Raw genomic sequence first — 23,244 nt, forward strand, 5'->3', positions numbered from 1 at the left:
CTCAAGCGGCCAAAAACGCTTCACGCGCTTGCTCGGCAGTGTAGAGGCTGCGGCCCAGCACGCGGGCCGAATCGGCGATCTGACGCACCAGTGCGGCGTTGTCGGGCGCGACTTGCCCGTTGTTGAGCAAGAGGTTGTTTTCAAAACCCACCCGCGCATGGCCGCCCAGGGCCACCGCGGTGGTGGCGCAAGCGTGTTCGCCCGCGCCAAAAGCGCACATGGACCAAGGCTCGGCACCGGTGTGGGCCATGACGAAGGGCAAGAGGTCTTTGGCCTCGGAGGTCTGGCCCACCGAGTAACGGCCCAGCACAAACAAGAGCGACCAAGGCGCATCGGGGATCACGCCTTGTGCGCGCAGGGCTTGCCAGCGCTGCAGGTCGACCACGTCGTACACGATGACCTGGGTCATGACGCGCTCTTTGGCCAACCAGCCAAAAAACTGGGCGAGTCCGGCTTCGCCGATCTCGGGCTGGTCCACTTCGCGCAGGCCCACCGACACGGCTTCGGGCTTGAGCGCGGTGACCATGGCGATTTGCTCGGGCGCTTTGTACACACGCGCGGCTTCGCTGGTGATTTGGATGATGAGCTCGTTGCCCACCGCCGACTTGACCGCTTGCTGCGCATCGCGGTAGCCCTGCACGTCCAGGCTGTGGCGGCCTTCGGCGTCGCGGATGTGCATGTGGATCATGGCCGCACCGGCATCCAGGCACAGCTTGGCGGTTTGGCCCAGCTCGGTGGTGGTGATGGGCAGGGCTGGGTGGTCAGGGCGCTGCTTGTAGGCGCCGTTGGGCGCGACGGTGATCAACAGGGGATGAGAAAAAACAGCCATGGGTTTGCCTTGTTTGAAAATCAATTTGGAGGGAATCAATCGTGAGGATTAAGAGGCGGCAGCTCTGAGGCCAGCAAATCCAGCCCTTGGCGCAGCAAGCGGTCGTAGCGCTCGCGCTCGGCCTTTTGGGTCTCGGGCGTCCAGCTGAAAAAGCCCTGACCGGTCTTCATGCCCAAGTCGCCCCGGGCCACACGCTCTTGCAACACGCGGGCAGGCTCGGCATTGACCGCCAAGCTGGGGTACATGCTGGCCGCCGCCGCCGTGTGCACTTCCAGACCGGCATGGTCGCGCTGCATGACCGGACCTGCGGCCAAGAAGCGAAAGCCAAAGCCAAAGCGCACGGCCGCGTCCACGTCTTCGGGCGAGGCCACGCCTTCGTCGATCAGGGCAAAGGCCTCGCGCGCCAGCGCATGCTGCATGCGGTTGGCCAAAAAGCCGGGCTTGTCCTTGCGCACCAGCACCGGCACGCTGCCACAGCCGCGCATGAAGTCGCACAGTTGCTCGGCTTGCTGCAGGTCGGACTGGGGGCCCAACACCACCTCCACCAAAGGCACCAAATGCGCGGGCATGAAAAAGTGCAGGCCCAACATGCGCTCGGCCGTGGGCAAGCCCTCGGCGATGGCGCTGATCGGAAAGCTGGAGCTGTTGCTGCACAGCAGCGTTTCGGGTGCAGCCATCTGCGCCAGTTGCGCAAACAGGGCCTGTTTGAGCGGCAGTTTTTCCGGGATGCACTCGATCAGCACACTCACACCGGGCCAGCTCACATCGCCCAGGTCGGCCACGGCTTGCACGCGCTCGGTGCGATGCGCCATGCCCAAAGGCTCCAGGTTGTGGCGCACATGCGCGGCCAGTGCTTGGCGCTTGGCGGCATCGGGTTCGATCACGGTGACCTGGCTGCCACCACGGGCCAGCACGATGGCCACGTCCATGCCCATGGTGCCGCCGCCGACGACCACGCTGCGCGATTGTGAAGGGTGTGAAGAAATCATGGGTCCTGACGATGTCAAAAGAATGAGGCGAGTCTAGGAAGCGTGCATTGCTTCGTCCAGCCGTTTTTTTCTATAAACTGATCTGTTATGCATATCAATTGGACACCCCGCGATCTGGACATCTTTCTGGTGCTGGCCGAAACCGGCAGTTTCAGGCGCACGGCTGCGCAAGTCCATTTGTCGCAATCGGCGGTCTCGGGCGTGGTCGCCCGCCTGGAAGAAGCCCTGGGCACACGCCTGTTTGACCGCACCACACGCAGCGTGCACCTGACGGCCGCAGGCCTGGTGTTTGTGGAGCAAGCCCGCTTGCTCAACGCCCAGACCCATGAGGCCGTGCAGCGCGTGCAGCACATCACGCAAATCCAATCGGGCAAAGTGAGCCTGGCGGCCCTGCCCTCGTTGGCGGCCACGGTGGTGCCCCGCGTGATGGCCCGCTATGCCGAACAACACCCAGACATTGCGCTGCAGTTACACGACACCTTGTCCGGCCCCGCTTTTGACCTGGTGCGCGCGGGCACGGTGGACTTTGCCTTGACAGCGGCCAACCCCGACTATGCGGACCTGGACTACACGCCGCTGTCGGCCGATGGCTTTGTCTTGCTGATCCCCCTGAACCACCGCCTGGCCAAGGGCAAGACCCCCTTGAACTGGCTGCAGGTGGCCGAGCTGACCCACATCTCGATGCCGCTGCCCGCCAGCGTGCGCCAGTACGCCAATGCGGCCTTCATTGAGCACCGCATCGCCTTTCAGCCACGCTACGAGGTCGAGCACATCGCCACCATCCACGCCATGGTCAGGGCAGGCCTGGGCGTGGCGGCCCTGCCCGAGCTGGCCGCCGCCTTTGTGCAGCAGGGCGGTGTGGTCACCCGCCGCCTGACGGGCCCAGACATCCAGCGGCCCTTGGGCGTGGTCACCCGACGCCACCGCAGCCTGTCACCGGCTGCGCAAGAGATGGTGCGCATGCTGCGGCAAGAAACCACGGCCTTGTTGCCTTGAAGTCGCACCGTCCGTCCCACAGGTTCAGAATCCATTGTTTCAAACCAAGACCCCATGACCTCAGAACAAGCCCCAGCAGATGCCTTGGCACAGGCCGATGTGTCCACCATCATCGCCATGGCTTGGCAGGACGACACGCCGTTTGAGGCCATTGCCGCGCAGTTTGGTCTGAGCGAGCCAGCGGTGATTGAATTGATGCGCACGGCACTCAAAACGCGCTCATTTCGGGTTTGGCGCATGCGGGTTCGAGGCCGCACAGCCAAACACCAGACCCGGCAAATCAAGGCCCAGCGCGATCACCACGCCCAATACAGCGTGGGTTCAGGCGCCCTGCTCAAGCAAGCTTTGAGCGAAGCGCAGGAGACGTTTCCTTTGCCGCCATCGCCTCTGACGCGTGAATCTCTGCGCTGAGGCCCTCTGAGCGCGACAGGCTGGACGGCAAGGCGGCAGGTTTTTCAAACGCTGAAGGGATGGGCAAGATCGACTCCAAGACCGTGAGCACGTTCTGCAAACGCGGGTCGTTGGTCTTTGCATCGTCGGTGGTGTCGTTGATGCAGAAAAATTCAAGCGCACCAAATTCGGCCACCAGCGCTTGCAGTTGCGCGTCTTGATCGGCCTCGCCCGTCGAGACATACCGGTGGCGATAAGGCCGGATGCTGGCCATGCCGTGCGCCAAAGCCCAGCGCAGCACAAAGTCCGAGACGATGGTGGGCTTGTCCCAACTGCGAAACACGGTGGACCGCACGGCAGCAAACAACTCGGGGGCCGTGTCCTCCAACTCCAGCAAGATGGACTTGAGCATGGGCCGGGGCGAATGCGCAAAGGTGCGGAAGGTGTTTTGGTACAGCGGGTCTTGCGCACGCCAAGCGGCTTTACCCGATCGGGCCTTGTCGCTCAGCCACTGGATGGACAGGCGGCAAGCGTTTTCCAGCGAGGTGGCGTCCGTGCGCATGGCTTCGTCGGTGACTTCCGGGTCGTCCGACCAGGTGACATGAAAGCCACCGGGATGGAACCAGTCATCCAGGCGCACCGGCGCGCCAAAAAACACGTCGTCGTTCAAATAAAAATAGCGTTCAGACAAACCGGGGATGTGGTGAATCCACGACTCGATGTGGCCCGAATCAAAAGTAGGCAGCGAGGCCTCGGGCATCAAATCGCGGTGGTCCACCAGCGTCAGGCGATCCGAAGAGCGCAGCCAATCTGGGGCCTGGGCATCGGTGACGATGTACACATGGCCGTGATCGGGGAAAAACTTTTCCAAGGCCCGCAAGCTGTAACGCAGCTCGTGGTTGTCGCGAAAACGGCCCTCCACATTGCTGTAGCGGGCCATCGCGGCGCTGGAGTCGTGGGGCAGCTGCCGCAATGCGGCCTGGCGCTTGGCGCGCCAATTCGAATCGTTCCCGTCAACCCACAGATAAACGATGTCGATGGGCGAATCAGGGGCTTGGTGGTCTTGTTTTTGGGGCACTGAGCGAGTCTAGCAGTGGGGCCAAGGGGCTGGGCAATACCCCTGCAGTGGCCATGGCGCGGGTTGATCGGGTCCATCGCCCGTGACGATGGCGTGAAAAGCGACAAAGCCCAGCAAGGCCTTGGCGTGGAAGTTCATCGATGACTCCAGCTTGGCTTGTCTGTCACGGGATTCAACAAGCCTCCGGACGATTGCACGCATCCTTGAATAGCTGAACAATCAACCTTGTTTTCAAGCGCAATGAACAAGGAGCCCATCATGCAAAGCATCACCCTGGAGCAGCTGCGTGCTGCAAACGACGCCGGCGGTGTGTCGGGTGTGATCTTGAAAGGGCAAGGCGGGGTGTTCCTGGTTCAGATCGACACCCGCAGCGGCTCTGGTGCTCTGCTGTCAAAGGCCCGCAGCACCGAGCCGCGCCGCTTTGGCAACCCTTTGACGGCGTTCAATGTGTTGCGTGAAATTGGCATCACCGTAGGCCAGTTCGACGCGACCGACTACGACCCGGCGGACAAAGAACCGACTGCGGGCAACCGAGGCAGGGCCAAGGCCATGCGCGGCGCACACGAAGCGGCCGCCTATAACCAGTGGCTGGCCAGCGAAATTCAAGCATCGCTGGATGACCCGCGACCGAGCATTGCCCATGATGAAGTCATGGCCGACATGGCCGCCGAGCTGGATGCCTTGACTCAGAACAAGCGCGCATGACGCAGCCACTTTTTCGCGTCGAATGGCGTCCGATGGCCAGCGAAGACTTGCGCGCCATCGTGCGCTACATCGGCAAGGACAACCCCACGCGAGCCCACAGCTTTGGCCAAGAATTGCGCGACAAGACGGGAATGCTGGCACAGCACCCACAGCTTGGCCGACAGGGTCGGCCGGGTTTGCCAAAATGGTTGCGCGAGCTGGTGGTGCACCCGAACGACATCGTGTTTTACCGCGTGCTGTCAGAGACCCGAACCGTCGAAATTTTGAGAGTGAAACACGCAGCGCAACAAATCCCATGAAGTGCGTGTGCCAGCGGACCGACGCCCGGCCCCTTCATTTGCTTAAATACCCTCACCCCCCGTTTGCAAGCGAGCTTATATGCGCTGGTTTTTTTCTGTTCTGTTCCTTTTTTGTGGAGTCGCCATGGCCGTTGAAGAACCGCGTTACACCGTGCTCGTTTCAGACCCGCCTTTTGAGGTGCGCCGCTACGCCGCCTTCACGGTGGCGCAAACGCAAATCCAGGGGGACTTTGACGCGGCCAGCCGCAGCGGCTTTCGGCGCATCGCGTCTTACATTTTTGGCGACAACTTGCAAGCCGGGCTGGGCGCGCAGCGCAAAATTTCGATGACCGCGCCCGTCACCGTCATGCCCGAGTCCGAGGGCTGGCGTGTGCATTTTGTGATGCCATCCGCCGAGAGCGTGCAGACCCTGCCCCAGCCGCTCAACCCGCAAATCGAGTTGCGCCCCGTGCCCGAGCACGAGACGGTGGCGGTGCGCTTCAGCGGCTTCACCACGCAGGCCAGCATTCAAGAGCAAACCGAGCGGCTGAAGGCTTGGGCGCAGGCGCGCCAACTCAAGCTGAGCCCCACAGCCCAAATCGCCCGCTACGACGACCCTTTCACGCTGCCTTGGAACCGGCGCAATGAAATCTTGATCGACTTGGCCCCCTGACCGCCCTGTGCGCCATCGATACGAAGGGTGAGCCGAAAGCCACAGGTGCCCAGCCCATTGACCCGCAGCCAAGAAAGCGGTGCACACTGCGCGCAGATTGCTGTAGTCTTGTGACATGGTCAATGAGAGGTCAGCGTTGTGACGGGGCGCATACGGAAAAAACAAATTCAAGCCCGACTGGACGCCCTGCCCGCCCCCAGCGGCGGCGACGCGGTCTGCCCGCTTTGCGAGCGCCCCATTCCTGCGCGCCAGCAAGACGCGCACCACTTGGTGCCGAAATCCCACGGCGGGACAGAGACCGTGGTGTTGCACCGCATCTGCCACCGTCAGATCCATGCGCTTTTGACCGCGACCGAACTGGCCCGGCATTACCCGAGCGTGAACGCCTTGAAAGCGCAGACGGAAATGGCGCGCTTTATCAAATGGGTTCAAACCAAACCTCATGATTTTTTTGAAAAAAGCCGGAAAAGCCGACGTTTGAAAAACTGAACGCCGCCTTGTCCTGGCCTGGTCGACTGGGTGACAGCCCAGCTCAAGGGCTTGCCCAATACTGGCTGCATGTCCTTTTTCCACTCCAGCATCCACCCCGCCGTGCCCTGCGCCATGCAGGCATCACAGCTTTTATCCCACTGAACGAGAACAGCCCATGCAAGCAGCCTGGTACAGCCAAAACGGCAGCGCACGCGACGTGCTTTGCCTCGGAGAACAAGTCACGCCCAAACCCGCTGCGGGTGAGGTGCTTGTCAAGCTTCACACCTCAGGGGTCAACCCCTCGGACGTCAAATCCCGCACCGCGCGCCCGGTCACCGACCCCATCATCATCCCGCACAGCGATGGCGCAGGCGTGATTGAGGCGGTGGGCGAAGGCGTCCCATCCAGCCGCATCGGTGAGCGCGTGTGGGTCTGGAATGGTCAGTGGCAACGCCCCCTGGGTACCGCCTGCGAATACATCGCCTTGCCCCAGCAACAAGCCGTGGCCTTGCCCGAACACATTGGCGACGAGGCCGCAGCCTGCCTGGGCATTCCGGCCCTGACGGCCGTCCAGGCCGTGCACCTGGCTGGCGACGTGAAGGGGCAAACGGTGCTCGTCACCGGCGCGTCTTCAGCCGTTGGGCATTACATTGCGCAACTGCTCACGCAGCAAGGCGCAAAGGTGATTGGCACGGTTGGCTCTGACGCCAAAGCGGCCCACGCGCGCGCGGCAGGTTGCCAGCATGTGATTTTTTACAAGACCGAATCGGTGGCCGAGCGCATCCAGGCCATCACCCAAGGACGTGGCGTCGATGTGATCATCGACATGGATTTTTCTGGCACCAGTGCGCTGCTGAGCACGGGTGCCTTGAAAAGCCACGGCACCGTGGTCTGCTACGGATCCAACAACGCAGGGGAAGTGCCGATTCCCTTTCGTGCCCTGCTGTACAGCTCGATCACGCTCAAGTTCTTTTTGGTCTACGACCTGAGCCCACAAGACCGCTCTGCGTGCTTGGACAAACTGACGGGCCTGCTGCAAGCCAATGCCTTGCAGCACACCATTGCCGCGACATTCAAGCTTCAAGACATTGTCCTGGCCCACGAGGCGGTCGAGCAAGGCCGCCTGATTGGCAATGTGGTGATTGATCTGGCATCTTGAGCTGACGGCATCCACCATCCGCCTCCAACCAAAAGGAATTGACGTGGCATTCAGCATCCAGCACGCCAAAGATGGCGCATTCAAATACGATGGCTTGCGCAAGTACTTTGAGTACCGCGACCTGGGCATTCAACAAGCCACACAAGGCATGGCCGTCATGCACGTCATCCGGGCACGCGAGGGCACCCAAGCCACGGGCGAATGGCACCACCACAAGGTGTCATTGCAAGTGGTGTATGTGCTCCAAGGTTGGGCCATTTTTGAATACGAAGGCCACGGCCAGCATCGACTCGAAGCGGGCACCTGCGTGCACCAACCGCCCGGCATACGCCACCGCGAAATCGCCCATTCAGAAGATCTGGAGTTGATCGAAATCGTGCTGCCCGGTCACTTTGAGACGGTTACGGAGGGTGCTCAGGGCTGAAGACCATTTGGCAGCTTGTTCTATGCACGGGTTGATTCGCAAACCATCGCGTGGCCATCTTCTGCCGCAGCCCGCTGGCCTGGCCGAGTCAGTCTGGTGCAAGCGCGCCTTCTACAAGTCCACGATCTCCACCCGCCCGGTGAGCAAGGGCTTGCACAGGATCTTGTAGCCGTCGGCATCAAAGCCCTCGGCCACCTGACTTGCCAATTGGCTGAGCTGACGGGCCGCCTCAAGCTTGGGGGCGCTGCCCAGGTAACACCAGTGCTTGACGACATGGATTTGCGTCAGCTCGGCGTCGCACTCGACCAAGCCCACCGCGCCCGGATAGGGCCAGCACTCCACCCGCAACGCCAGCAGGCTGGTGAACAGGCGCTCGCGGTGCGCCTGTGGGCTTTCATCGCCCCGACACACACCGGCGCATTGGCGGATGGCCGCCCTGAAACAGGCTTTGCCAGGGGGCAGTTTTTCCAGACCCAGCGGTCCGTAGCACAGCTTGTTTTGGTCAGCGATGGCACGCAGCGCATCGAGTGCAGCATGGCGGCTGGCAAACAAGCCGTACAAATCGGGCTGCGCTGCAAAGTCGATGTCTTTGGCATACACCACCTCGGGTACCCCGTCGCTCACGCGCAGGCTGCACAGCTGTTTGTTGCGTCGCAGTTTTTGATTGAACAGCGGGTGTTGGGCCTTGATCATTTGCGCCTCTAAAAGCAAAGCGCCGATTTCCCCCGCCGTGCGGATGTGGCTGATGCGTTGGGTCTGGCGCAGCATGCGGGCCTCGTCGGGCGTGCGCAGGTGCGACAGCAGGCGAGCGCGGATGTTGATGCTCTTGCCAATGTACAGCGGCAAGTCCCCCTCTTGGCCGTGGAAGGTGTAGACGCCAGCGCCCGTGGGCGCGTCTTCGATGGCTTCACGCAGGTGCTGGGGGTATTCGTAGACACGACTTTCTTCAAAGTCGTCTCGGCGGCGGCGGGGCAAAGGCATGGTGGGTGGTGTGCAAAACTGGGCGGGTGCCCGGGGTTCAATACATCTGTGCGCTCAAGCTGCCCAATGGCGCAGAAAACTCGGCCCGCCAGCTTTCACCCGCTTGCAGGGGCCAGGCGTCGGTCCAGGTGCCGGTGGTGACCACGTCGCCCGCGTGCAGGTCCACCGCGCCGGGGCATTGGCGCAGTTCTTTCAAAAAGTGGTGCAAGGCGTTGAGCGGGCTGTCGAGCACGTTGGTGCCACTGCCCTGCTCCACCGCCTGGCCGTTCTTGAACAGCGTGACCTGGGCCTGCGCCAGCAGGGTGTGCAAAGCCTGCGCATCGGCGGCCAGTTGCTCAACAGGCAGGCGCTGGCCCACCAGCAGGCGGGCGTGCAAGCCGCTGTCGGCCATGGTGTCGGTGGCGGTGAACTTCCAGTCCAGGCAGTGCGACTGCACAACCTCAAAACCGGGGGCGATCCAGTCGATGGCTTCAAACAATTGCTGCAGGCTGGCGTTGGCTGGGGGCGTGGCCTTCATGCCGAAGACGATTTCAGGCTCCAGCCGGGGCTGGCAAGTGGGGGTCAGGTCGATGCTGCCCTCGGCCGGTCCCGATGCGGCGGGCTCGGCAAAGCCCAGACCCGTGTCCCAGACCGTGCCCCACATGGGGCCAAACACCTCGTAGCGCTGCCACAGCGTGCGGTTGGTAAAACCAATTTTGTAGCCCTTGGGCACTTCGCCGCGCTGCTGGCGCAACTGGCGCACGGCCAGGGCTTGTTGGTAGGCCGCTGCGGTGTCGGGGCCGCCCACCACACCGGGGGCCTGGCCCCACAAAAGGGCTTGGTCGTGGTGTTGCAAGAGTTGTTCGGGGGTCATACGGGGCATCCTTGGGCAGTGAGCGAAATACAGAATGAATTGGCGCACTATAGCCAGCGTGACACATCCGGGCTGCCGCCCGCGCTACAGTGAAAGCCATGAACACCCAGCCCTCGGCAGCCACCTTGGCAGCCACCACCCTGATCGACAGCGACCACCCCGATGTGATCGCCTTGGCGCGCCAGCATGCGCAAGGTGCCAACGACCGCGAACGCGCTGCGGCGCTGTATCTGGCGGTGCGCGACCAGTTTCGTTACGACCCGTACCGCATCGACCTGTCGCCCCAGGGCATGCGCGCCAGCTCAGTCATTGCCCAGGGCTCGGGCTGGTGTGTGCCCAAAGCAGCCTTGATGGCGGCGGCTTGCCGCGCCGCCGGCCTGCATGCCCGGCTGGGTTATGCCGATGTGCGCAACCACCTGAGCACCGAGCGCTTGCGCCAAACCATGCAGACCGATGTGTTCATCTGGCACGGCTATGCCGACATCTGGCTGGACGGTCAATGGGTCAAGGCCACGCCGGCCTTCAACATCGAGCTGTGCGACAAGTTTGGCCTGTTGCCGCTGGAGTTTGATGGGCGAAACGATTCGATCTACCACCCGTTTGACAAGGCAGGCAACCGGCACATGGAATACGTGAACCAGCGCGGCACCTTTGACGACATGCCGCTGGCGCAAATCGTGGCCGATTTTCAAACCGTCTACATCGGCTGGATGGCCGAAAAAGCCCCCTTGAGCCAGGCCAGCTTTGAGCAGGATGTGGCGCGAGAAACGCGGTAAAGCAACACGCACTGGTTGTGCTGGACTCGATTGCGCTGGCTCTGGGGCATGGCCTGCAGCTGGGCATGCGGGTGTCAGACGCCGTGCGGCATTTGGGGGCCTGAGACCGCAAACCATCGCCCACGGGGTGGGCTCCTACAAAAACCAGCATCTGCCTTTACGCGTCACCCCTGTGGGCGATTTCACGTCAAGCACCTTCGCTGGCCATCGCCCACGGGGTGGGCTCCTACAAAAACCAGCATCTGCCTTTACGCGTCACCCCTGTGGGCGATTTCACGTCAAGCACCTTCGCTGGCCATCGCCCACGGGGTGGGCTCCTACAAAAACCAGCATCTGCCTTTACGCGTCACCCCTGTGGGCGATTTCACGTCAAGCACCTTCGCTGGCCATCGCCCACGGGGTGGGCTCCTACAAAAACCAGCATCTGCCTTTACGCGTCACCCCTGTGGGCGATTTCACGTCAAGCACCTGCGGTGGCCATCGCCCACGGGGTGGGCTCCTACAAAAACCAGCGTCTGCCTTTACGCGTCACCCCTGTGGGCGATTTCACGTCAAGCACCTTCGCTGGCCATCGCCCACGGGGTGGGCTCCTACAAAAAACCGGCGTCTCCCTGTAGGAGCCCACCCCTGTGGGCGATTTCACGTCAAGCACCTGCGCCGAGCATCGCCCATGAGGTGAGTTCCTGCAAAACGACGTTTCGCCTGGCCTGTTTCAAAGCTGCACGGGCTTGGCCAGCGGCACCGATTCAAAGGCCACGCGGCTGGGCACATCGCAAGCCACCCACATGGCCGGAGGCTGGGTTTGCATGACGATGCCCGCCACGCTTTCGACGCGGCTTTCGGGTGGCACGCTGGGGTCGGGGCTGCGGCAGATGGACAAAAAGCCGTCGGACTCGTCGCGCAGGAAGCACTCCAGATCAGCCCGACCGATGGGGGTTTTCAAAGCGTGTTGGCCTGCAGTGCTCAGGCGGTTGTGGCTCGACAAACCCGGGCCCATGGGGGCTTGCTCAGCCAGCAGCGATTCGCACACAAAATGGTTGGTGTGCACCACCACGCCATCGGTGGGCGTGACCTCGGCCCAGCCAGCAGGCGAGACCTCAAAGCAGGCGACCTGACCCTCGGCGTCGGCGCAGGGCACGTTGGAGGCCGCGCCAAAGCCCAGCCCCAAATCGGTTTGCAGGGCCTGCAAACGCTCGCGGGCGTGCGCCACTGAGCGGCAGTCCAGCAAATGCCGCAGCAGCACATGCACCGGCACGCCCAGGCGCGTGCCGTCGCGGTTGGAGCGCAAGATGTTCAGGCCCAGCGCAAAGCCCGATTGGTTGATGCCGATCTTGGCCAGCATGCCGGCCTCGGTCAGGGTGGTGATGCTTTGGCCGCTGGGGCCTTGGGAGTGCAGCACCACCAGCGCTTGGCGCTGGCGGCCCATCCAGTCCCAGTTTTGCGCCAGCCAGGCTTGGCCTGTCTGGCTGGCAGCCGCCGTCACGCCCATGGCGGTGCACTCGCCATCCTTCAAAGCGTCGTCCCAGGGCGCATCGGCCAACCAGTCGGGCAGGCCTGCTGCACGGTTGGCGGCCAGGGCGGCATGGGCCAATTGAGGCGTGTCCGTGAAAAACGTGGACGGCAAGATTTCGGTGCGGCAGTTCAGCGCCATCAAGCTGCCCAGGCTCTGGCCACTGCCTTGGGCCATGCCGCGCAGCTCGGCCATCAGATCCGCATCGACCTGTGCAATCACCTGCTCAAAGCGCATGGCGCGCTCGCAAGCGCTGGCCCAGTCGATGCCACAGGCGGCAAACAATCGGGCATAGGTGATGACGCTGTGCTGGATGCGGTCCTTGGCCTGCTGGCCATAAATTTGGCCGCGTTCGTGGGCCGAAGCCGAGCTCAGCGTGTCGATGCAAGGGAACATGGGAAGGTCTCCAGAAATGGCTTGAACTGCGAATGAAGCGTGGCTTGTAGGAGCCCACCCCGTGGGCGATGGTTTTGAGACAGGTACACGCCCATCGCCCACAGGGTGTGCTCCTACAAAATCAGACCAGCGGCAGGTTTTTGAGGGGGTGTCCAATTCCATCGCCGACAGGGTGAGCTGCCTTGGCATCGGTTCAAGACCGAGTCTCCTGCCGACGACCGAACACGTCAACCTGGACACACGGACATTCGCCTTCGCGCTGGCACCTCGGTGACTGTGGGCTGCAGGCCGACGGGTTCATCATCAAATGCTGTTGAACTGGAGAGCCTGCCATGCGTTTGCTGATCGCGATGATGATGCACGAGACCAACACCTTCTCGCCGGTGCCCACCGACCTGCAGCGCTTTGCGCTGGGCCCGGGTGAAGCGCCCCCGCGAGGCGACGCGGCCATTGCGGCGTTTCGCGGCACGGGCACGGCCACTGGGGCGTTCATTGATTTGGCCGAGCAAGCGGGCGCAGAGTTCGAGCTGGCCCTGGGTGCGCACGCCGCGCCCAGCGGGCTGGTGTTTGACGAGGCCTACGAGGCCATGAGCCAGGCGATATTGCAGGCCGTGGCGCGGGGCGGTTTTGACGGCATTTTGCTGGACCTGCACGGTGCGATGGTGAGCGAAAGCCACGAAGACGGCGAAGGTGAGTTGCTGCGCCGCATCCGCGCCATCGATCCCAACACCCCCATCGGCGTGGCCTACGACATGCACGCCAACGTGTACGCCGACATGGTCGAGCTGGCGCAAACCGTGGCGGGCTACCAGACCTACCCGCATGTGGACATGTACGGCACCGGGGTGCGGGCAGGCTCGGCCTTGATCAAGCTGCTCCAGGGGCAGGCCAAGCCCACCACGGCTTGGGGGCGCTTGCCCATGATCCCGCACATCATGCGGCAAAGCTCGCTGGACGAGCCCAACCGCTCCATCCAGGCGCGTGCCCGGCAAATGGAGGCCGAAGGCGCTTTGTGCGCCAGCGTGTTCACCGGTTTTCCGCATGCCGACATCGAAAACGCCGGCATGTCGGTGGTGGTGGTGACCGACAACGACCCCGCACTGGCTCAGCGCCTGCGCGACGAGCTGATGCAAATGGCCTGGGACAGCCGTGCTCAATGGGTGTACGAGCTGGAGCCACTGGCCGCGTCGGTAGCCCGCGCCAAAATGCTGACCGAGTTTCCGGTCATGCTGCTCGACCATTACGACAACGCGGCCTCAGGCGGCACCATGGACACCACCGCCGTGCTGGCCGAGGTGCTGCGCCAAGGCTTGCGCAACGTGGCGGTGTTTGCGATTTTTGACCCGCAGGCGGTGCAAGAGGCCATGGCCGCAGGCATCGGGGCGCGGGTGCGATTGCAAGTCGGCGGCAAGATGGCCATGCCGCTCATGCCGCACCGCAGCGAACCTGTTGAATTGAACGGCGTGGTCAAGCTGATCTCGAACGGCCAATACCGCAACAAAGGCCCCATGAGCCAAGGTGCCCGGCAGAACATGGGCCAGGCGGTGGTGATCGACACGGGCGATGTGGAGGTGGCGCTGATCTCGCGGCATGTGGAGCCCTTTGACGTGAACGCCCTGCTGTGCTTGGGCATCGACCCGACACAAAAGAGTTTTGTGGTGCTCAAAAGCCGGGTGCACTGGCGTGCTGGCCTGGGGCATCTTGCCGGTGCCACGGTGGAATGCGCCGGGGCCGGGGCCTGCACATCGGACTACAGCGAGCTGCAGTTCAAAAAACTGCGTCGGCCGATTTACCCGCTGGATGCAGGGGTGGCTTGGTCAAGGGCTGGCCACTGAAAATCCGACAGCAGGCGATTCGGTGGGTGGGCCTGCGGCCATCGCCCACGGGGTGGGCTCCTACAAATGAAGGTAGAGGTCCACCGGGCATCGCCCACGGGGTGGGCTCCTACAAATGAAGGTGGTGGGCCTGCGGGCATCGCCCACAGGGTGGGCTCCTACAAATACCGGTAGACACAAGGACTTGCGCTCAAGCCATGGCGTTGCGGCCGCACAGGGTGGCCACCAAGGCCTGGGCCGAGCTGTCGTCCAGCCCATGCCCACGCCACACCGTGTGGGCGTCGGCGCGCACCATGAGCAAGGGGTGTTGGTATTCGGGTGGCAGGTCTTGCACGCCCGACACATCGAGCACCCGCAGCGGCATGCCTTGGCGTTCGGCCGCGGCTTGCAGGGCCTGCAGCGCATCGTCAAACCCTGGCTTCAGGCACAGCAAGGTGTAGGCAGGCCCCAGCGCGTCGTAGACCGATTGACCTTCACCCAGCCAGAAATGCGGCGCACGGCAGCCGGGCACGGTGGATGCGGTGAAGCTGCCCATGCTGTACTCGGGCGCTTGGTCGCCGTCGTACACCATGACGGGTGACTGGTCGTAGTAGTAACCAAAGTTCAGGCCCGCGCAGCAGTATTGCTGCACGTTCAGGTCGTACAAGTTTTGGCCAAAGGCCTCACGGGCGGCTTGGCCCTCGGGGCTGTCTTCTTCTAAGTTCAGCGGAATCTCACGTCGGCGCTGGCTCATGGCGTGTGCGTGGTTCATGGCAAAGCGTGAGACCTGCTCGGTGATCGGGTGGCGTTCTTTTTCGTAGGCCGACAAGGCTTCGGGTGCTGCCCAGCCCTCGATTTGCGCCGACAGGTGCCAAGCCAGGTTGGCCGCATCGGCCAGGCCCGCGTTCATGCCGTAACCGGCATAAGGCACCCAGAGGTGCGCGGCATCACCGGCCAAAAAGACGCGGCCTTCGCGCAACTTGTCGCTGACCAAGCGCCGGCCAATCCAGTCTTCGCGGCTCATCTGTTCGTATTCAAAATCCTCGCCCACGCCGAGGATGGTGCGGATGGCCCAATCGCGGTCCACCGCGTCAAAGTCGGTTTCGTGGTCGCGCAGGTAGTTGTGGATGAGCCAGACTTCTTGACCGTCGATGGCGTAGATGTTGCCGCTGCGCCGGGGGTTGACGGTGAACATGGCCCATGCGGCTGGGGCCTGCAGGCGCGCCAGCAGGCCAGGCGCGCGGATGCAGGTGCTTTGCACGCGTTGCACCACCTCGTCGCCCACCAGTTTGGCGCCAATGGCTTTGCGCACCGCCGAGCGGCCACCGTCGCAACCCACAAGATAGGCCGCTTGCAGTTGCAGCGGCGGCGCATCGGGCGTGTCCAGGTTTTGAATGCGCACCGTCACTTGGCCGTCGGTTTGTTCAAAGTCCAGCACCTGGTGCCGGTACAGCGTGGTGATCAAGGCTTGCCGGGCCACATGCGCGGCCAAGATGGGCTCGATGTAGCGCTGGTTGATGCGGTGCGGTGGCTCGGGCGTGGGCCAATCGCCGTCGGGGCCGCTGTGGTCCGTCAGGCGGGTGCTGCGCCCGGGTATGTGGATGCGGGCAATTTCTTGCCCCACGGCGCTGGTGCGGTACGACACGTCGTGCGGGTAATCGTCGGGCAGGCCAGCAGCACGCAGGTCTTGGGACACGCCCAAGGCACGAAACAGCTCCATGCTGCGGGCCGAGATGTGGTTGCATTTGACGTCGGGCAGCGCATCGGCCGGCCGCATCTCGACCAAGGTGCAGGCGATGCCGCGACGCGCCAGGCACAGGGCCAAGGTCATGCCCACGGGGCCTGCGCCCACCACCAACACTGGGGCGTTCACACTCATAGCGGTACTTTCAAGGGGTCGTATTCAAACAGCCAGTCATAGCGGCGGCGCACTTTTTCGGGTTCCCATTCGCTGCTGACGTAGTCCACCGCTTTGGCGGGGTCCGACAGCAGGGGGTTGTGAAAGCGCTGGGCGTTGTCGCGCGAACGGTTGACGATGTCGGCCGTGCGCTGCCAACGCAGTTTTTCAAATCGAGCCAAGGCATGTTCGGTCGGCTCATCCAAGGCCAGGCAGCGCGCCATGACGGCGGCGTCTTCGAGCGCCATGTTGGCCCCCTGTGCCAAAAACGGCAAGGTGGGGTGCGCGGCGTCGCCGAGCAGGCAGATATTGCCCTGCGCCCAGCCGGTTTGTGGGGCACGGCCCAGCAAAGCCCATTTGAAGGGTTGCTCGATGGCCGACATCAACTCACACACATCGGCATGCCAGTGGCCAAAGTCTTGCAGCAGCTCGGCGTGCGTGCCCGGCTCGGTCCAGGACTCGCTGCGCCAGCCTTCGCGCTCGATGATGCCCACCACGTTCATCAAAGCCCCACCGCGCACCGGGTAGGTGATGACGTGCGCCCCTGGCCCGACCCAATTGGTGCCGACCTGCGCTCGCAGGTGTTCAGACACGCGCTCAACAGGCACCAGACCGCGCCAAGCCAGCAAGCCGGTGAATTGCGCCTTGTCTTCGCCCAACAACTGTTCACGCAGCACCGAGTGCACCCCATCGGCGGCCAGCAAAGCTGCAGCGCTGTGCTGTGAGCCGTCGTTCAACTCAAAAGACACCCCCGCGTCGGTGCTGCGGGCTTGGACCACCCGGGCGTTCAGGCGCACGGGCCGGTCTGATCGCGCCTCAAAGGCGTCCAGCAACACCCGGTGCAAATCGCCCCGGTGCACCATCCAATAAGGGGCACCAAAGCGGGCCAGGCAATCGTCGCCCAAATCGAACAGCTTCCAGCGCTGGCCGGTGTTCCACATGCGGATTTCTTTGCCCCGGGCTGGGCTGACACAGGCTTGCAAAGCCTCGCCCAGACCCAGCGCCAGCAAGACGCGCGAACCGTTGGGCGAAATTTGCAAACCCGCACCCAACTCGCCCAGTTGCGAGGCTTGCTCGAACACATCGACCTGGAAGCCCTGTTGCAGCAAAGCCAGCGCCGTGGTCAAACCGGCAATGCCCGCCCCGGCAATGGCGATGCGTTTCGGTGCCGTCATTGCGCTTTGATGTTGTTGTCTTTGGCCACCTGGGTCCACAGAGGGATTTCGGTGGCAATGGTTTTGGCAAAGTCGGCACTGCTGCCGCCCACGGGACGGATGTCCAGCTTGGCCATGCGTTCGGCCACATCCGGCAGGGCCATGATGCGGGCCATCTCTTCTTGCAAACGCTTGATGATGGGCGCTGGCGTGCCCGCTGGCGCCAGCAAGCCGCTCCAGAAGTTGACCGCAAGATCCACGCCCTGCTCTTTGAGCGTGGGCACTTGCGGGTAGCTGGCCAGGCGCTGCTCGGATGTGACGGCCAAGGCGCGCAGCTTGCCCGATTTGATCAAGGCGGCGATCGGGCCTGAATCGATCAAGGTCATCTGAACTTCCTGAGTCAGCACGGCGTTGATGGACGGGGCACTGCCTTGGTAAGGCACATTCAATGCTTTCAAACCGGTTTTGGCCTTCACCAACTCCATCACCAACTGGAAGGAAGCCGAGGGGTGCGAGTAATTGGTCTTGTCGGCGTGTGCTTTGGAATAAGCCACCAACTCGGCCAAATTTTTAGCGGGGAAACTGTCGTTCACCGCCAAGATCATGGGGAAGGAACCTACCAATGAAATCGGGGCCAAATCGGTCAAAGGGTTGTAAGACAGCTTGGCCACCAAGGCGGGATTGAAAGCGATCGGTCCACTGGCCGCCATCAGCAGGGTGTGACCGTCTGGCGTGGCTCGGGCCACATGCTCGGTGCCCACGGCCGCACCGGCACCGGCGCGGTTCTCGATCAGCACGGGCTGCCCCAAAGCTGGGGCCAGTTTTTCGGCGACCACACGCGCCAAAATGTCATTGGCACCACCGGGCGCATAGGGCACCACAATGCGCACCGGCTTGCTGGGCCAAGCCGATTGCGCGCCGCTCCAGGCCGGAGTCAATGCCAGGCCGGTCAAGGCCGCACAGGCCAGCCAATGACGCCGTGTTGCCAAAAATTTATTCGTCTTCATGCTTTGTCTCCTCCATGGGAAAAATGAACCCTCAAATCTTGGCCACCGAGGCCACCAGCAAGGCGGCTCGGCCTTCATCCAGTGCCTGCAGGCAACGGGTGATGGCGCCAGGCAAGTCTTCAGGTCGGGCGACCCGCTCGCCGTGTGCACCAAAGGCCTGGGCCACTTGTTCAAACTGGCGCTGCTCGCCTTTCAGGCGGGCTTGAAATTCCCCGGTCTGGGCTGCGGGCCCATCCGGGTGCACGCGCAACACCGCTTCCTTGACAGCTTGCCAGCCGCCGTTGTCCAGCACCACCGTGAGGATGGGCAGACCTTGGGCTTGCGCCACGGCATACACCGACGTGGGCGTGGAGAAATGGAAACCGCCATCGCCTTCGATGTGCACCACGCGGTCATTGGGCCGGGTCAGCTTGACGCCCAGCGCCATGCCGCCGCTGTAACCCAAGCCACCGCCAGCGCCCCCGAGGAAACTCATGGGGCGGGAGCGCGGAATTTGCTGCAAGACTGCGGGCGAATTGCGGATGGCTTCGTTGATGACCACGTCGTCGGGGCGCAACTGCAGGCCAATCTGGGCACACACCCAAGCCGGGTTCAGGGCGTCTTCAGTGCCCGGGTTTTGTGCAGCGGCGGCCACACGCGCTAAGCGCTGCTGGCGCTGTGCGGGCCAGCGGGCCATGCGCTCGGCCACGCGTTGGTGAAAGGCCTCGTCGGCCAAGTCCGTGACGGCTTGGTGCAGGTCGCGCAGGGCCTGCGCACAATCGGCGGGCCAGCGCACATCGCTGGCAAAGCCCCAGGCCGGAAAGTCTTTCTTGATCGGGTCCACGTCGATGTGCACCCAGCGGGTGTCTTCGCGGGGGCGGGTTTGGTGCGGCAGCCAAGGCACGTCGATGTCGAGCAGCAAGCCCCAATCGGTCTCAGGCAAAAGCGGCGTGGGGTCAAAGCCAAAGAAGCACGGCGATTCGCGCGAGATGCACAACCAGCTCGGACTGAACTCCACCACACGGATGCCGCACAGCTCGGCCAGCGCCTCCAGGGCCTGCACCGCCTCGGGCTTGCGGCCCAAATAGGAGGTGATGACCAGCGGGTTGTCGGCGGCCATCAACTCGCGGGCGATCTGCAGCGTCGCCTCCGCAGGCAAGGCCCCCATGCGCACCGCGCCAAAGCGGGCGGCGGAATACGACTTGACCTGCTCACGTGGCCATGTCTCGGCCAGGGTTTCGCGGGGCAGCGTCATGTAGACCGGACCGGCAGGCTCGGTGTGCATGACGCTGTGGGCGCGCCGCACCACCTCTTTGGCCACCACGCCCGATGGCAGGTTGTAGTCCCACTTGACGTAGGGGCGCACCAGCGAGGCGATGTCGAAGGGGTCTTGCACGTAGTGCACATAGTTGTCGCGGGCACCGGGCACTTCGCCATGCAGAGCGTATGGGGCTTTGCCGGCCATCAGCAGCACCGGCAAACGCGCCCGCATCAGGTTGTGCATGCCCATGGCCGCGTTGGCGGTGCCCGCATCCACATGCACCATGACGCCCTGCCCTTGACCGGTCACCGCCGCATAACCCCCGGCCATGTGGATGGCCACGTTTTCATGCGGGCAGAGCACCACCTCGGGCATGGCCTGGCCCTCGGCTTGCAAACGCGCCATCTCGTCGATCAGGGTCACATGGTCGGTGCCCAAATTGGAAAAGAGGTAACGGATGCCCGTCTCTTGCAAGCCCTCCAGAAAATACCGGGCGGTGGTGTGTGGTGTCGCAGGTGTGGTCGAATCGGTCATCGGTGGGGGTCAATCGTTGCAGGGCATGAACACATGCTTGGTTTCCATGAAGTCGTTCAGGCCTTCGACGCCGTGCAAACGACCAAAACCGCTTTGGCGGTAGCCCCCGGTTTCGATCTCGGCAAACAAGCGGTTGTGGGCGTTGACCCACACATTGCCAAACTTGATGTGCCGGGCGATCTTGCGGGCGGCGCGGTGGTCCGGGGTCCAGACCGATGCGGCCAGGCCGTAACGCGTGGCGTTGGCCCGATCGACCGCTTCGGTGTCGGTGGCAAAGGTTTCCAGCGTGAGCAAGGGGCCGAAGATTTCGTCCTGCACAAAATGGCTGTTCAGGTCTTGCGTGGCCACGAGCGATGGCGTGATGAACGCGCCGCCACGGGGCGTGTCATCGGGCACATGCCCTGCCAGCAGCACGCGGCAGTCTTGAGCGGCAGCCCTGACTTCTTCCAGCAAACGGGCTTGGTTGCGCTGATCGATCAGCGGGCCCATGCCCGAGCTGGGCTGGTCGCCCGGCCCCACTTTGACCTGCGCCAAAGCTTGGGCCAGTTGCGCCGAAAAATCTGCTGACACCGATTCATGCACCAGCACCCGGCTGATGGCGGTGCACATTTGCCCGGCCATGACACAAGCGCCACCCACAATGCCGCGCACAGCGGCGCTCAGGTCGGCGTCCGATCGCACGATGGCCGGGGCTTTGCCCCCCAGCTCCAGCGACAGGCGGGTCAGGTTCTTGGCGGTGGACAAGGCGATTTGTTTGCCCACATGGGTCGAACCGGTGAAGCTGATGACATCGACCTCGGGGTGCGCGCACAGGTGCTGCGTGGCCACAATGTCTTGCTCGATGAAAGAGTTGATGACACCGGCCGGAATGCGCTCGTCGGCCACCAAACAGGCCATGACTTGGGTGTGCACCAGCGCGGTCTGGTGCGCAGCCTTGATGACCACGGTGCAGCCTGCCGCCAGCGCCGGGGCCAAGGAGCGCACCAGCAAAGTCACAGGCGCATTCCAAGGCACGATGATGGCGGCCACACCAATGGCTTCACGCTCGATGTGCGAATACACCTCGGGCTCCATCTCGATGACGCGGCCAAACAGGTTGCGCGCCAAGCCCGCGTAATAGCGCAGCTCGGAAATGCTGGCCATGACTTCGCCTTCGGCCTCGCGCTGCAACTTGCCATTGAGTTGCACCAGGGTCTGCACCACTTGGGCTTTGTTGTGCTCCAGCCGGTCAGCAAACACACGCAGCACATCCGAGCGCAACTTGGGTTGCTGCGCCCAAGTCGTGGTTTCAAAAGCATGGCGAGCACAGGCGATGGCGGCGTCCACCTCTTGCACGCTGGCCGCTACAAATTGCGCGGCTTTTTCGCCTGTGGCGGGGTTGATCGAATCGCCGCGCTGAGCGGGGGCATGGTCCTTGACCCATTGGCCATGGATGTAGTTTTCTGCGAGGTGCACGTGAAAGGCCTTGCGGTGAGCTGCCGGTGCCCACCACAACCTGAGGGTCGCAGGTTCGGGGCATCTCGACATGGGTTGTCCACGATTCCGAGTGTTGCTATATGGTTAGCATACTAACGAAATCAGCTACCGAATGCTATCTGTGCGTGTGTTGGACTCCTATTGGGTCAAACCCTGAACATGACTGGACAAATCAGGCCATCGTTCAGTTGCATGATGCGGCCCTTGAACAGCTCAGGTCTTTAGGGAAATCCTTGCCGAATTAACGCTTGAGTGTCATCGGGGCTGCCTATGAGCCCACCCCGACAGGATCGGGAATGGCCTGTCATGAACCCGGCCGCACCATGCTGCAGCCGCTGGGCATGCTGGCTTGCTCGGGCTTGATCTGGCGGATCACCTTGAAGCCGTAACCGGAGCCTTCCACATCAAAGGGCACGCCCGCAGCGCCTTGGCGCGCCATGACGCCCACCACCAGGGGCTGCTGGAACTGGTGGTCCTGCGCGCGCATGGTGCCGGTTTGACCGGCCATGCTGACGCGGGCTTTTTCAAGCGCCCAGGCCACCGCCACCGGATCGGTGCTGCCGGCCTTTTCGACCGCTTGCGCCAGCGCCTCGACCATGAGCTGCATGCGCAGGTGCACATAGTCTTCAGAGGGCTTGGTAAAGCGTTGACGGAAAGCCTTGTAAAACGCTTCGCTGGCCGCCCCTGACACGTTGGGCAACCAGTCGGCCACCGCGATCACCCGGCCCACACCGGCCTCGCCAATGGCCGCAGGCGCACCCAAGGCATTGCCATAAAAGGTGTAGAACTTGCCTTCATAGCCAGCCTCACGAGCGGCCTTGACCAAGAGCGTCAGGTCGTTGCCCCAGTTGCCGGTGATGACGGCCTGCGCACCGCTGGCCTTGATCTTGGCGGCATAGGGCAAAAAGTCTTTCACCCGGCCCATCGGGTGCAGCTCGTCGCCGACAACTTGCACATCGGGGCGCTGGTCGGCCAACTGGCGCTTGGCTTCGCGCAGCACAGCCTGGCCAAAGCTGTAGTCTTGCCCGATCAGGTAGACCGATTTGACTTTCTTGTCCTGCTGCAAGACCTGCATCAAGGCGCTCATGCGCATGTCGGCATGCGCATCAAATCGGAAATGCCAGAAGCTGCACTTCTCGTTGGTCAGCGCCGGATCGACGGCCGAGTAATTCAAAAACAGCACGCGCTTGGCGGGCTCGCGCTCGTTGTGTTTGTTGATCGCATCGATCAGCGCCGCCGCGTTGGCCGACGAGTTGCCCTGCAAGACCACTTGCGCGCCATCGTCGATGGCCGACTTGAGTGCCGACAAGGCCTCTTCGCTTTGGCCCTTGCTGTCGTAACGCTCCAGCGCCATGGGGCGCTGGCCTTGCGGGGTCTTGACGCCACCCCGCGCATTGACACGGTCCACCGCCCAGGCGATGTTGCGCACCACGGCTTCACCGGTGTTGGCGAAGGGGCCGCTCAGGCCTTCGATCAGGGCCAATTTGATGGGGGCCGGCGATTGGGCCCATGTGGGAGACAACAAGATGAACGCGCTCAGGGACAGCAACGCGCAACTGAAAATGTAAGACAAACGCATATGAGAAATAGAACCCACGCCATGCGGGTTAGGGC

The 23,244-nt window shown here is 62.9% G+C and carries 23 protein-coding genes; 10 read left to right on the forward strand and 13 right to left on the reverse strand.

Features of this window, described 5'->3' with window-relative positions; genetic code table 11:
• Position 1 precedes the first annotated feature (1 nt).
• Entirely contained in the window at positions 2 to 829 is an 828-nt protein-coding gene (locus B9Z52_RS10935; protein ID WP_108414092.1) for a 3-keto-5-aminohexanoate cleavage protein, read from the reverse strand.
• Between the two features lie 35 nt (positions 830 to 864).
• A complete protein-coding gene (locus B9Z52_RS10940; protein WP_108413896.1) occupies positions 865 to 1,818 on the reverse strand; it encodes a 3-hydroxyacyl-CoA dehydrogenase family protein in 954 nt (317 codons plus the stop codon).
• An 87-nt stretch (positions 1,819 to 1,905) separates the two neighbouring features.
• On the opposite strand from B9Z52_RS10940, the gene B9Z52_RS10945 reads away from it, so the two are divergent.
• Both B9Z52_RS10945 and B9Z52_RS10950 read left to right on the forward strand, forming a co-directional pair.
• On the forward strand, positions 1,906 to 2,814 hold the full coding sequence (locus tag B9Z52_RS10945; RefSeq protein ID WP_108413897.1) for a LysR family transcriptional regulator: 909 nt from the start codon (positions 1,906 to 1,908) through the stop codon (positions 2,812 to 2,814).
• A 54-nt stretch (positions 2,815 to 2,868) separates the two neighbouring features.
• Positions 2,869 to 3,225, forward strand: coding sequence for a TIGR03643 family protein (locus tag B9Z52_RS10950; protein WP_108413898.1), 357 nt, complete (start codon positions 2,869 to 2,871; stop codon positions 3,223 to 3,225).
• Here the strand turns inward: B9Z52_RS10950 and B9Z52_RS10955 are convergent.
• Together B9Z52_RS10955 and B9Z52_RS18220 are read right to left on the reverse strand one after the other, a co-directional pair.
• Positions 3,149 to 4,282, reverse strand: a complete 1,134-nt coding sequence (locus tag B9Z52_RS10955; protein WP_233251927.1) for a Stealth CR1 domain-containing protein — start codon at positions 4,280 to 4,282, stop codon at positions 3,149 to 3,151. The two genes, B9Z52_RS10950 and B9Z52_RS10955, sit on opposite strands and share 77 nt — an antisense overlap.
• 9 nt (positions 4,283 to 4,291) lie before the next feature.
• Positions 4,292 to 4,420 (reverse strand): hypothetical protein, encoded by a 129-nt coding sequence (locus B9Z52_RS18220; RefSeq protein ID WP_255417817.1) that lies wholly within the window; start codon positions 4,418 to 4,420, stop codon positions 4,292 to 4,294.
• Positions 4,421 to 4,540: 120 nt separating this feature from the next.
• Between B9Z52_RS18220 and B9Z52_RS10960 the strand changes: the two genes are divergently transcribed.
• The 6 genes from B9Z52_RS10960 (at position 4,541) to B9Z52_RS10985 (ending at position 7,992) form a co-directional block, all read left to right on the forward strand.
• Positions 4,541 to 4,987 (forward strand): hypothetical protein, encoded by a 447-nt coding sequence (locus B9Z52_RS10960; RefSeq protein WP_108414093.1) that lies wholly within the window; start codon positions 4,541 to 4,543, stop codon positions 4,985 to 4,987.
• Positions 4,984 to 5,286 carry a type II toxin-antitoxin system RelE/ParE family toxin gene (locus B9Z52_RS10965; RefSeq protein ID WP_108413899.1) on the forward strand — a complete coding sequence of 101 codons (303 nt, stop codon included), beginning with the start codon at positions 4,984 to 4,986 and terminating at the stop codon, positions 5,284 to 5,286. Before B9Z52_RS10960 ends, B9Z52_RS10965 begins: the two co-directional genes overlap by 4 nt.
• Positions 5,287 to 5,410: 124 nt before the next feature.
• Positions 5,411 to 5,938, forward strand: coding sequence for a heme-binding protein (locus B9Z52_RS10970; RefSeq protein WP_158270545.1), 528 nt, complete (start codon positions 5,411 to 5,413; stop codon positions 5,936 to 5,938).
• A 303-nt stretch (positions 5,939 to 6,241) separates the two neighbouring features.
• The gene (locus B9Z52_RS18145; RefSeq protein WP_233251928.1) at positions 6,242 to 6,427 is read left to right on the forward strand and encodes a hypothetical protein; all 186 of its coding nucleotides are present in this window, start codon (positions 6,242 to 6,244) and stop codon (positions 6,425 to 6,427) included.
• A gap of 157 nt (positions 6,428 to 6,584) precedes the next feature.
• A complete protein-coding gene (locus B9Z52_RS10980; protein ID WP_108413901.1) occupies positions 6,585 to 7,568 on the forward strand; it encodes an NADPH:quinone reductase in 984 nt (327 codons plus the stop codon).
• Between the two features lie 43 nt (positions 7,569 to 7,611).
• Positions 7,612 to 7,992, forward strand: a complete 381-nt coding sequence (locus B9Z52_RS10985; RefSeq protein ID WP_233251929.1) for a cupin domain-containing protein — start codon at positions 7,612 to 7,614, stop codon at positions 7,990 to 7,992.
• Positions 7,993 to 8,103: 111 nt separating this feature from the next.
• Here the strand turns inward: B9Z52_RS10985 and cho are convergent, their stop codons facing one another.
• Together cho and B9Z52_RS10995 are read right to left on the reverse strand one after the other, a co-directional pair.
• A complete protein-coding gene (gene cho / locus B9Z52_RS10990; RefSeq protein WP_108413902.1) occupies positions 8,104 to 8,973 on the reverse strand; it encodes an excinuclease Cho in 870 nt (289 codons plus the stop codon).
• Positions 8,974 to 9,010: 37 nt separating this feature from the next.
• Positions 9,011 to 9,826 (reverse strand): 2-keto-4-pentenoate hydratase, encoded by an 816-nt coding sequence (locus tag B9Z52_RS10995; protein ID WP_108413903.1) that lies wholly within the window; start codon positions 9,824 to 9,826, stop codon positions 9,011 to 9,013.
• Between the two features lie 98 nt (positions 9,827 to 9,924).
• On the opposite strand from B9Z52_RS10995, the gene B9Z52_RS11000 reads away from it, so the two are divergent.
• The gene (locus B9Z52_RS11000; protein ID WP_108413904.1) at positions 9,925 to 10,602 is read left to right on the forward strand and encodes a transglutaminase family protein; all 678 of its coding nucleotides are present in this window, start codon (positions 9,925 to 9,927) and stop codon (positions 10,600 to 10,602) included.
• A gap of 712 nt (positions 10,603 to 11,314) precedes the next feature.
• Here B9Z52_RS11000 and B9Z52_RS11005 read toward each other — a convergent pair.
• On the reverse strand, positions 11,315 to 12,508 hold the full coding sequence (locus tag B9Z52_RS11005) for a C45 family peptidase (RefSeq protein ID WP_158270546.1): 1,194 nt from the start codon (positions 12,506 to 12,508) through the stop codon (positions 11,315 to 11,317).
• A gap of 332 nt (positions 12,509 to 12,840) precedes the next feature.
• Here B9Z52_RS11005 and B9Z52_RS11010 point away from each other — a divergent pair, with 332 nt between their 5' ends.
• The gene (locus B9Z52_RS11010; protein WP_108413906.1) at positions 12,841 to 14,343 is read left to right on the forward strand and encodes a M81 family metallopeptidase; all 1,503 of its coding nucleotides are present in this window, start codon (positions 12,841 to 12,843) and stop codon (positions 14,341 to 14,343) included.
• A 190-nt stretch (positions 14,344 to 14,533) separates the two neighbouring features.
• On the opposite strand, the gene B9Z52_RS11015 is transcribed toward B9Z52_RS11010, so the two are convergent.
• The 6 genes from B9Z52_RS11015 to B9Z52_RS11040 all read right to left on the reverse strand — a co-directional run bounded on the left by B9Z52_RS11015 (position 14,534) and on the right by B9Z52_RS11040 (position 23,209).
• Complete coding sequence (locus tag B9Z52_RS11015; RefSeq protein ID WP_108413907.1) at positions 14,534 to 16,201, reverse strand: FAD-dependent oxidoreductase; 1,668 nt, start codon at positions 16,199 to 16,201, stop codon at positions 14,534 to 14,536.
• Positions 16,198 to 17,394 (reverse strand): FAD-dependent monooxygenase, encoded by a 1,197-nt coding sequence (locus B9Z52_RS11020; protein WP_108413908.1) that lies wholly within the window; start codon positions 17,392 to 17,394, stop codon positions 16,198 to 16,200. The genes B9Z52_RS11015 and B9Z52_RS11020 overlap by 4 nt, the downstream gene beginning before the upstream one ends.
• Positions 17,391 to 18,380 (reverse strand): tripartite tricarboxylate transporter substrate binding protein, encoded by a 990-nt coding sequence (locus B9Z52_RS11025; RefSeq protein WP_158270547.1) that lies wholly within the window; start codon positions 18,378 to 18,380, stop codon positions 17,391 to 17,393. Before B9Z52_RS11025 ends, B9Z52_RS11020 begins: the two co-directional genes overlap by 4 nt.
• A gap of 31 nt (positions 18,381 to 18,411) precedes the next feature.
• Complete coding sequence (locus B9Z52_RS11030) at positions 18,412 to 20,154, reverse strand: thiamine pyrophosphate-requiring protein (protein ID WP_108413910.1); 1,743 nt, start codon at positions 20,152 to 20,154, stop codon at positions 18,412 to 18,414.
• Positions 20,155 to 20,163: 9 nt separating this feature from the next.
• The gene (locus B9Z52_RS11035; protein WP_108413911.1) at positions 20,164 to 21,609 is read right to left on the reverse strand and encodes an aldehyde dehydrogenase family protein; all 1,446 of its coding nucleotides are present in this window, start codon (positions 21,607 to 21,609) and stop codon (positions 20,164 to 20,166) included.
• 325 nt (positions 21,610 to 21,934) lie between these two features.
• Positions 21,935 to 23,209: a branched-chain amino acid ABC transporter substrate-binding protein gene (locus tag B9Z52_RS11040; RefSeq protein ID WP_108413912.1), complete on the reverse strand. Its 1,275-nt coding sequence runs from the start codon at positions 23,207 to 23,209 to the stop codon at positions 21,935 to 21,937.
• Positions 23,210 to 23,244 lie beyond the last annotated feature (35 nt).

The organism is Limnohabitans sp. Jir72, from assembly GCF_003063575.1.
Classification (GTDB): Bacteria; Pseudomonadota; Gammaproteobacteria; order Burkholderiales; family Burkholderiaceae_C; genus Limnohabitans_A.

Excerpts from the sequence above, each read along its gene's own strand:
- cho (WP_108413902.1), bottom strand. The coding sequence starts at position 8,973 with ATGCCTTTGCCCCGCCGCCGCCGAGACGACTTTGAAGAAAGTCGTGTC.
- B9Z52_RS10935 (WP_108414092.1), bottom strand. The coding sequence starts at position 829 with ATGGCTGTTTTTTCTCATCCCCTGTTGATCACCGTCGCGCCCAACGGC.
- B9Z52_RS11020 (WP_108413908.1), bottom strand. The coding sequence starts at position 17,394 with ATGACGGCACCGAAACGCATCGCCATTGCCGGGGCGGGCATTGCCGGT.
- B9Z52_RS11040 (WP_108413912.1), bottom strand. The coding sequence starts at position 23,209 with ATGCGTTTGTCTTACATTTTCAGTTGCGCGTTGCTGTCCCTGAGCGCG.
- B9Z52_RS18220 (WP_255417817.1), bottom strand. The coding sequence starts at position 4,420 with ATGAACTTCCACGCCAAGGCCTTGCTGGGCTTTGTCGCTTTTCACGCC.
- B9Z52_RS10960 (WP_108414093.1), top strand. The coding sequence starts at position 4,541 with ATGCAAAGCATCACCCTGGAGCAGCTGCGTGCTGCAAACGACGCCGGC.
- B9Z52_RS10995 (WP_108413903.1), bottom strand. The coding sequence starts at position 9,826 with ATGACCCCCGAACAACTCTTGCAACACCACGACCAAGCCCTTTTGTGG.
- B9Z52_RS11010 (WP_108413906.1), top strand. The coding sequence starts at position 12,841 with ATGCGTTTGCTGATCGCGATGATGATGCACGAGACCAACACCTTCTCG.
- B9Z52_RS10940 (WP_108413896.1), bottom strand. The coding sequence starts at position 1,818 with ATGATTTCTTCACACCCTTCACAATCGCGCAGCGTGGTCGTCGGCGGC.
- B9Z52_RS11030 (WP_108413910.1), bottom strand. The coding sequence starts at position 20,154 with ATGACCGATTCGACCACACCTGCGACACCACACACCACCGCCCGGTAT.
- B9Z52_RS10950 (WP_108413898.1), top strand. The coding sequence starts at position 2,869 with ATGACCTCAGAACAAGCCCCAGCAGATGCCTTGGCACAGGCCGATGTG.
- B9Z52_RS11025 (WP_158270547.1), bottom strand. The coding sequence starts at position 18,380 with ATGAAGACGAATAAATTTTTGGCAACACGGCGTCATTGGCTGGCCTGT.
- B9Z52_RS10970 (WP_158270545.1), top strand. The coding sequence starts at position 5,411 with ATGGCCGTTGAAGAACCGCGTTACACCGTGCTCGTTTCAGACCCGCCT.
- B9Z52_RS10965 (WP_108413899.1), top strand. The coding sequence starts at position 4,984 with ATGACGCAGCCACTTTTTCGCGTCGAATGGCGTCCGATGGCCAGCGAA.
- B9Z52_RS11015 (WP_108413907.1), bottom strand. The coding sequence starts at position 16,201 with ATGAGTGTGAACGCCCCAGTGTTGGTGGTGGGCGCAGGCCCCGTGGGC.
- B9Z52_RS10980 (WP_108413901.1), top strand. The coding sequence starts at position 6,585 with ATGCAAGCAGCCTGGTACAGCCAAAACGGCAGCGCACGCGACGTGCTT.
- B9Z52_RS10945 (WP_108413897.1), top strand. The coding sequence starts at position 1,906 with ATGCATATCAATTGGACACCCCGCGATCTGGACATCTTTCTGGTGCTG.
- B9Z52_RS11005 (WP_158270546.1), bottom strand. The coding sequence starts at position 12,508 with ATGTTCCCTTGCATCGACACGCTGAGCTCGGCTTCGGCCCACGAACGC.
- B9Z52_RS11000 (WP_108413904.1), top strand. The coding sequence starts at position 9,925 with ATGAACACCCAGCCCTCGGCAGCCACCTTGGCAGCCACCACCCTGATC.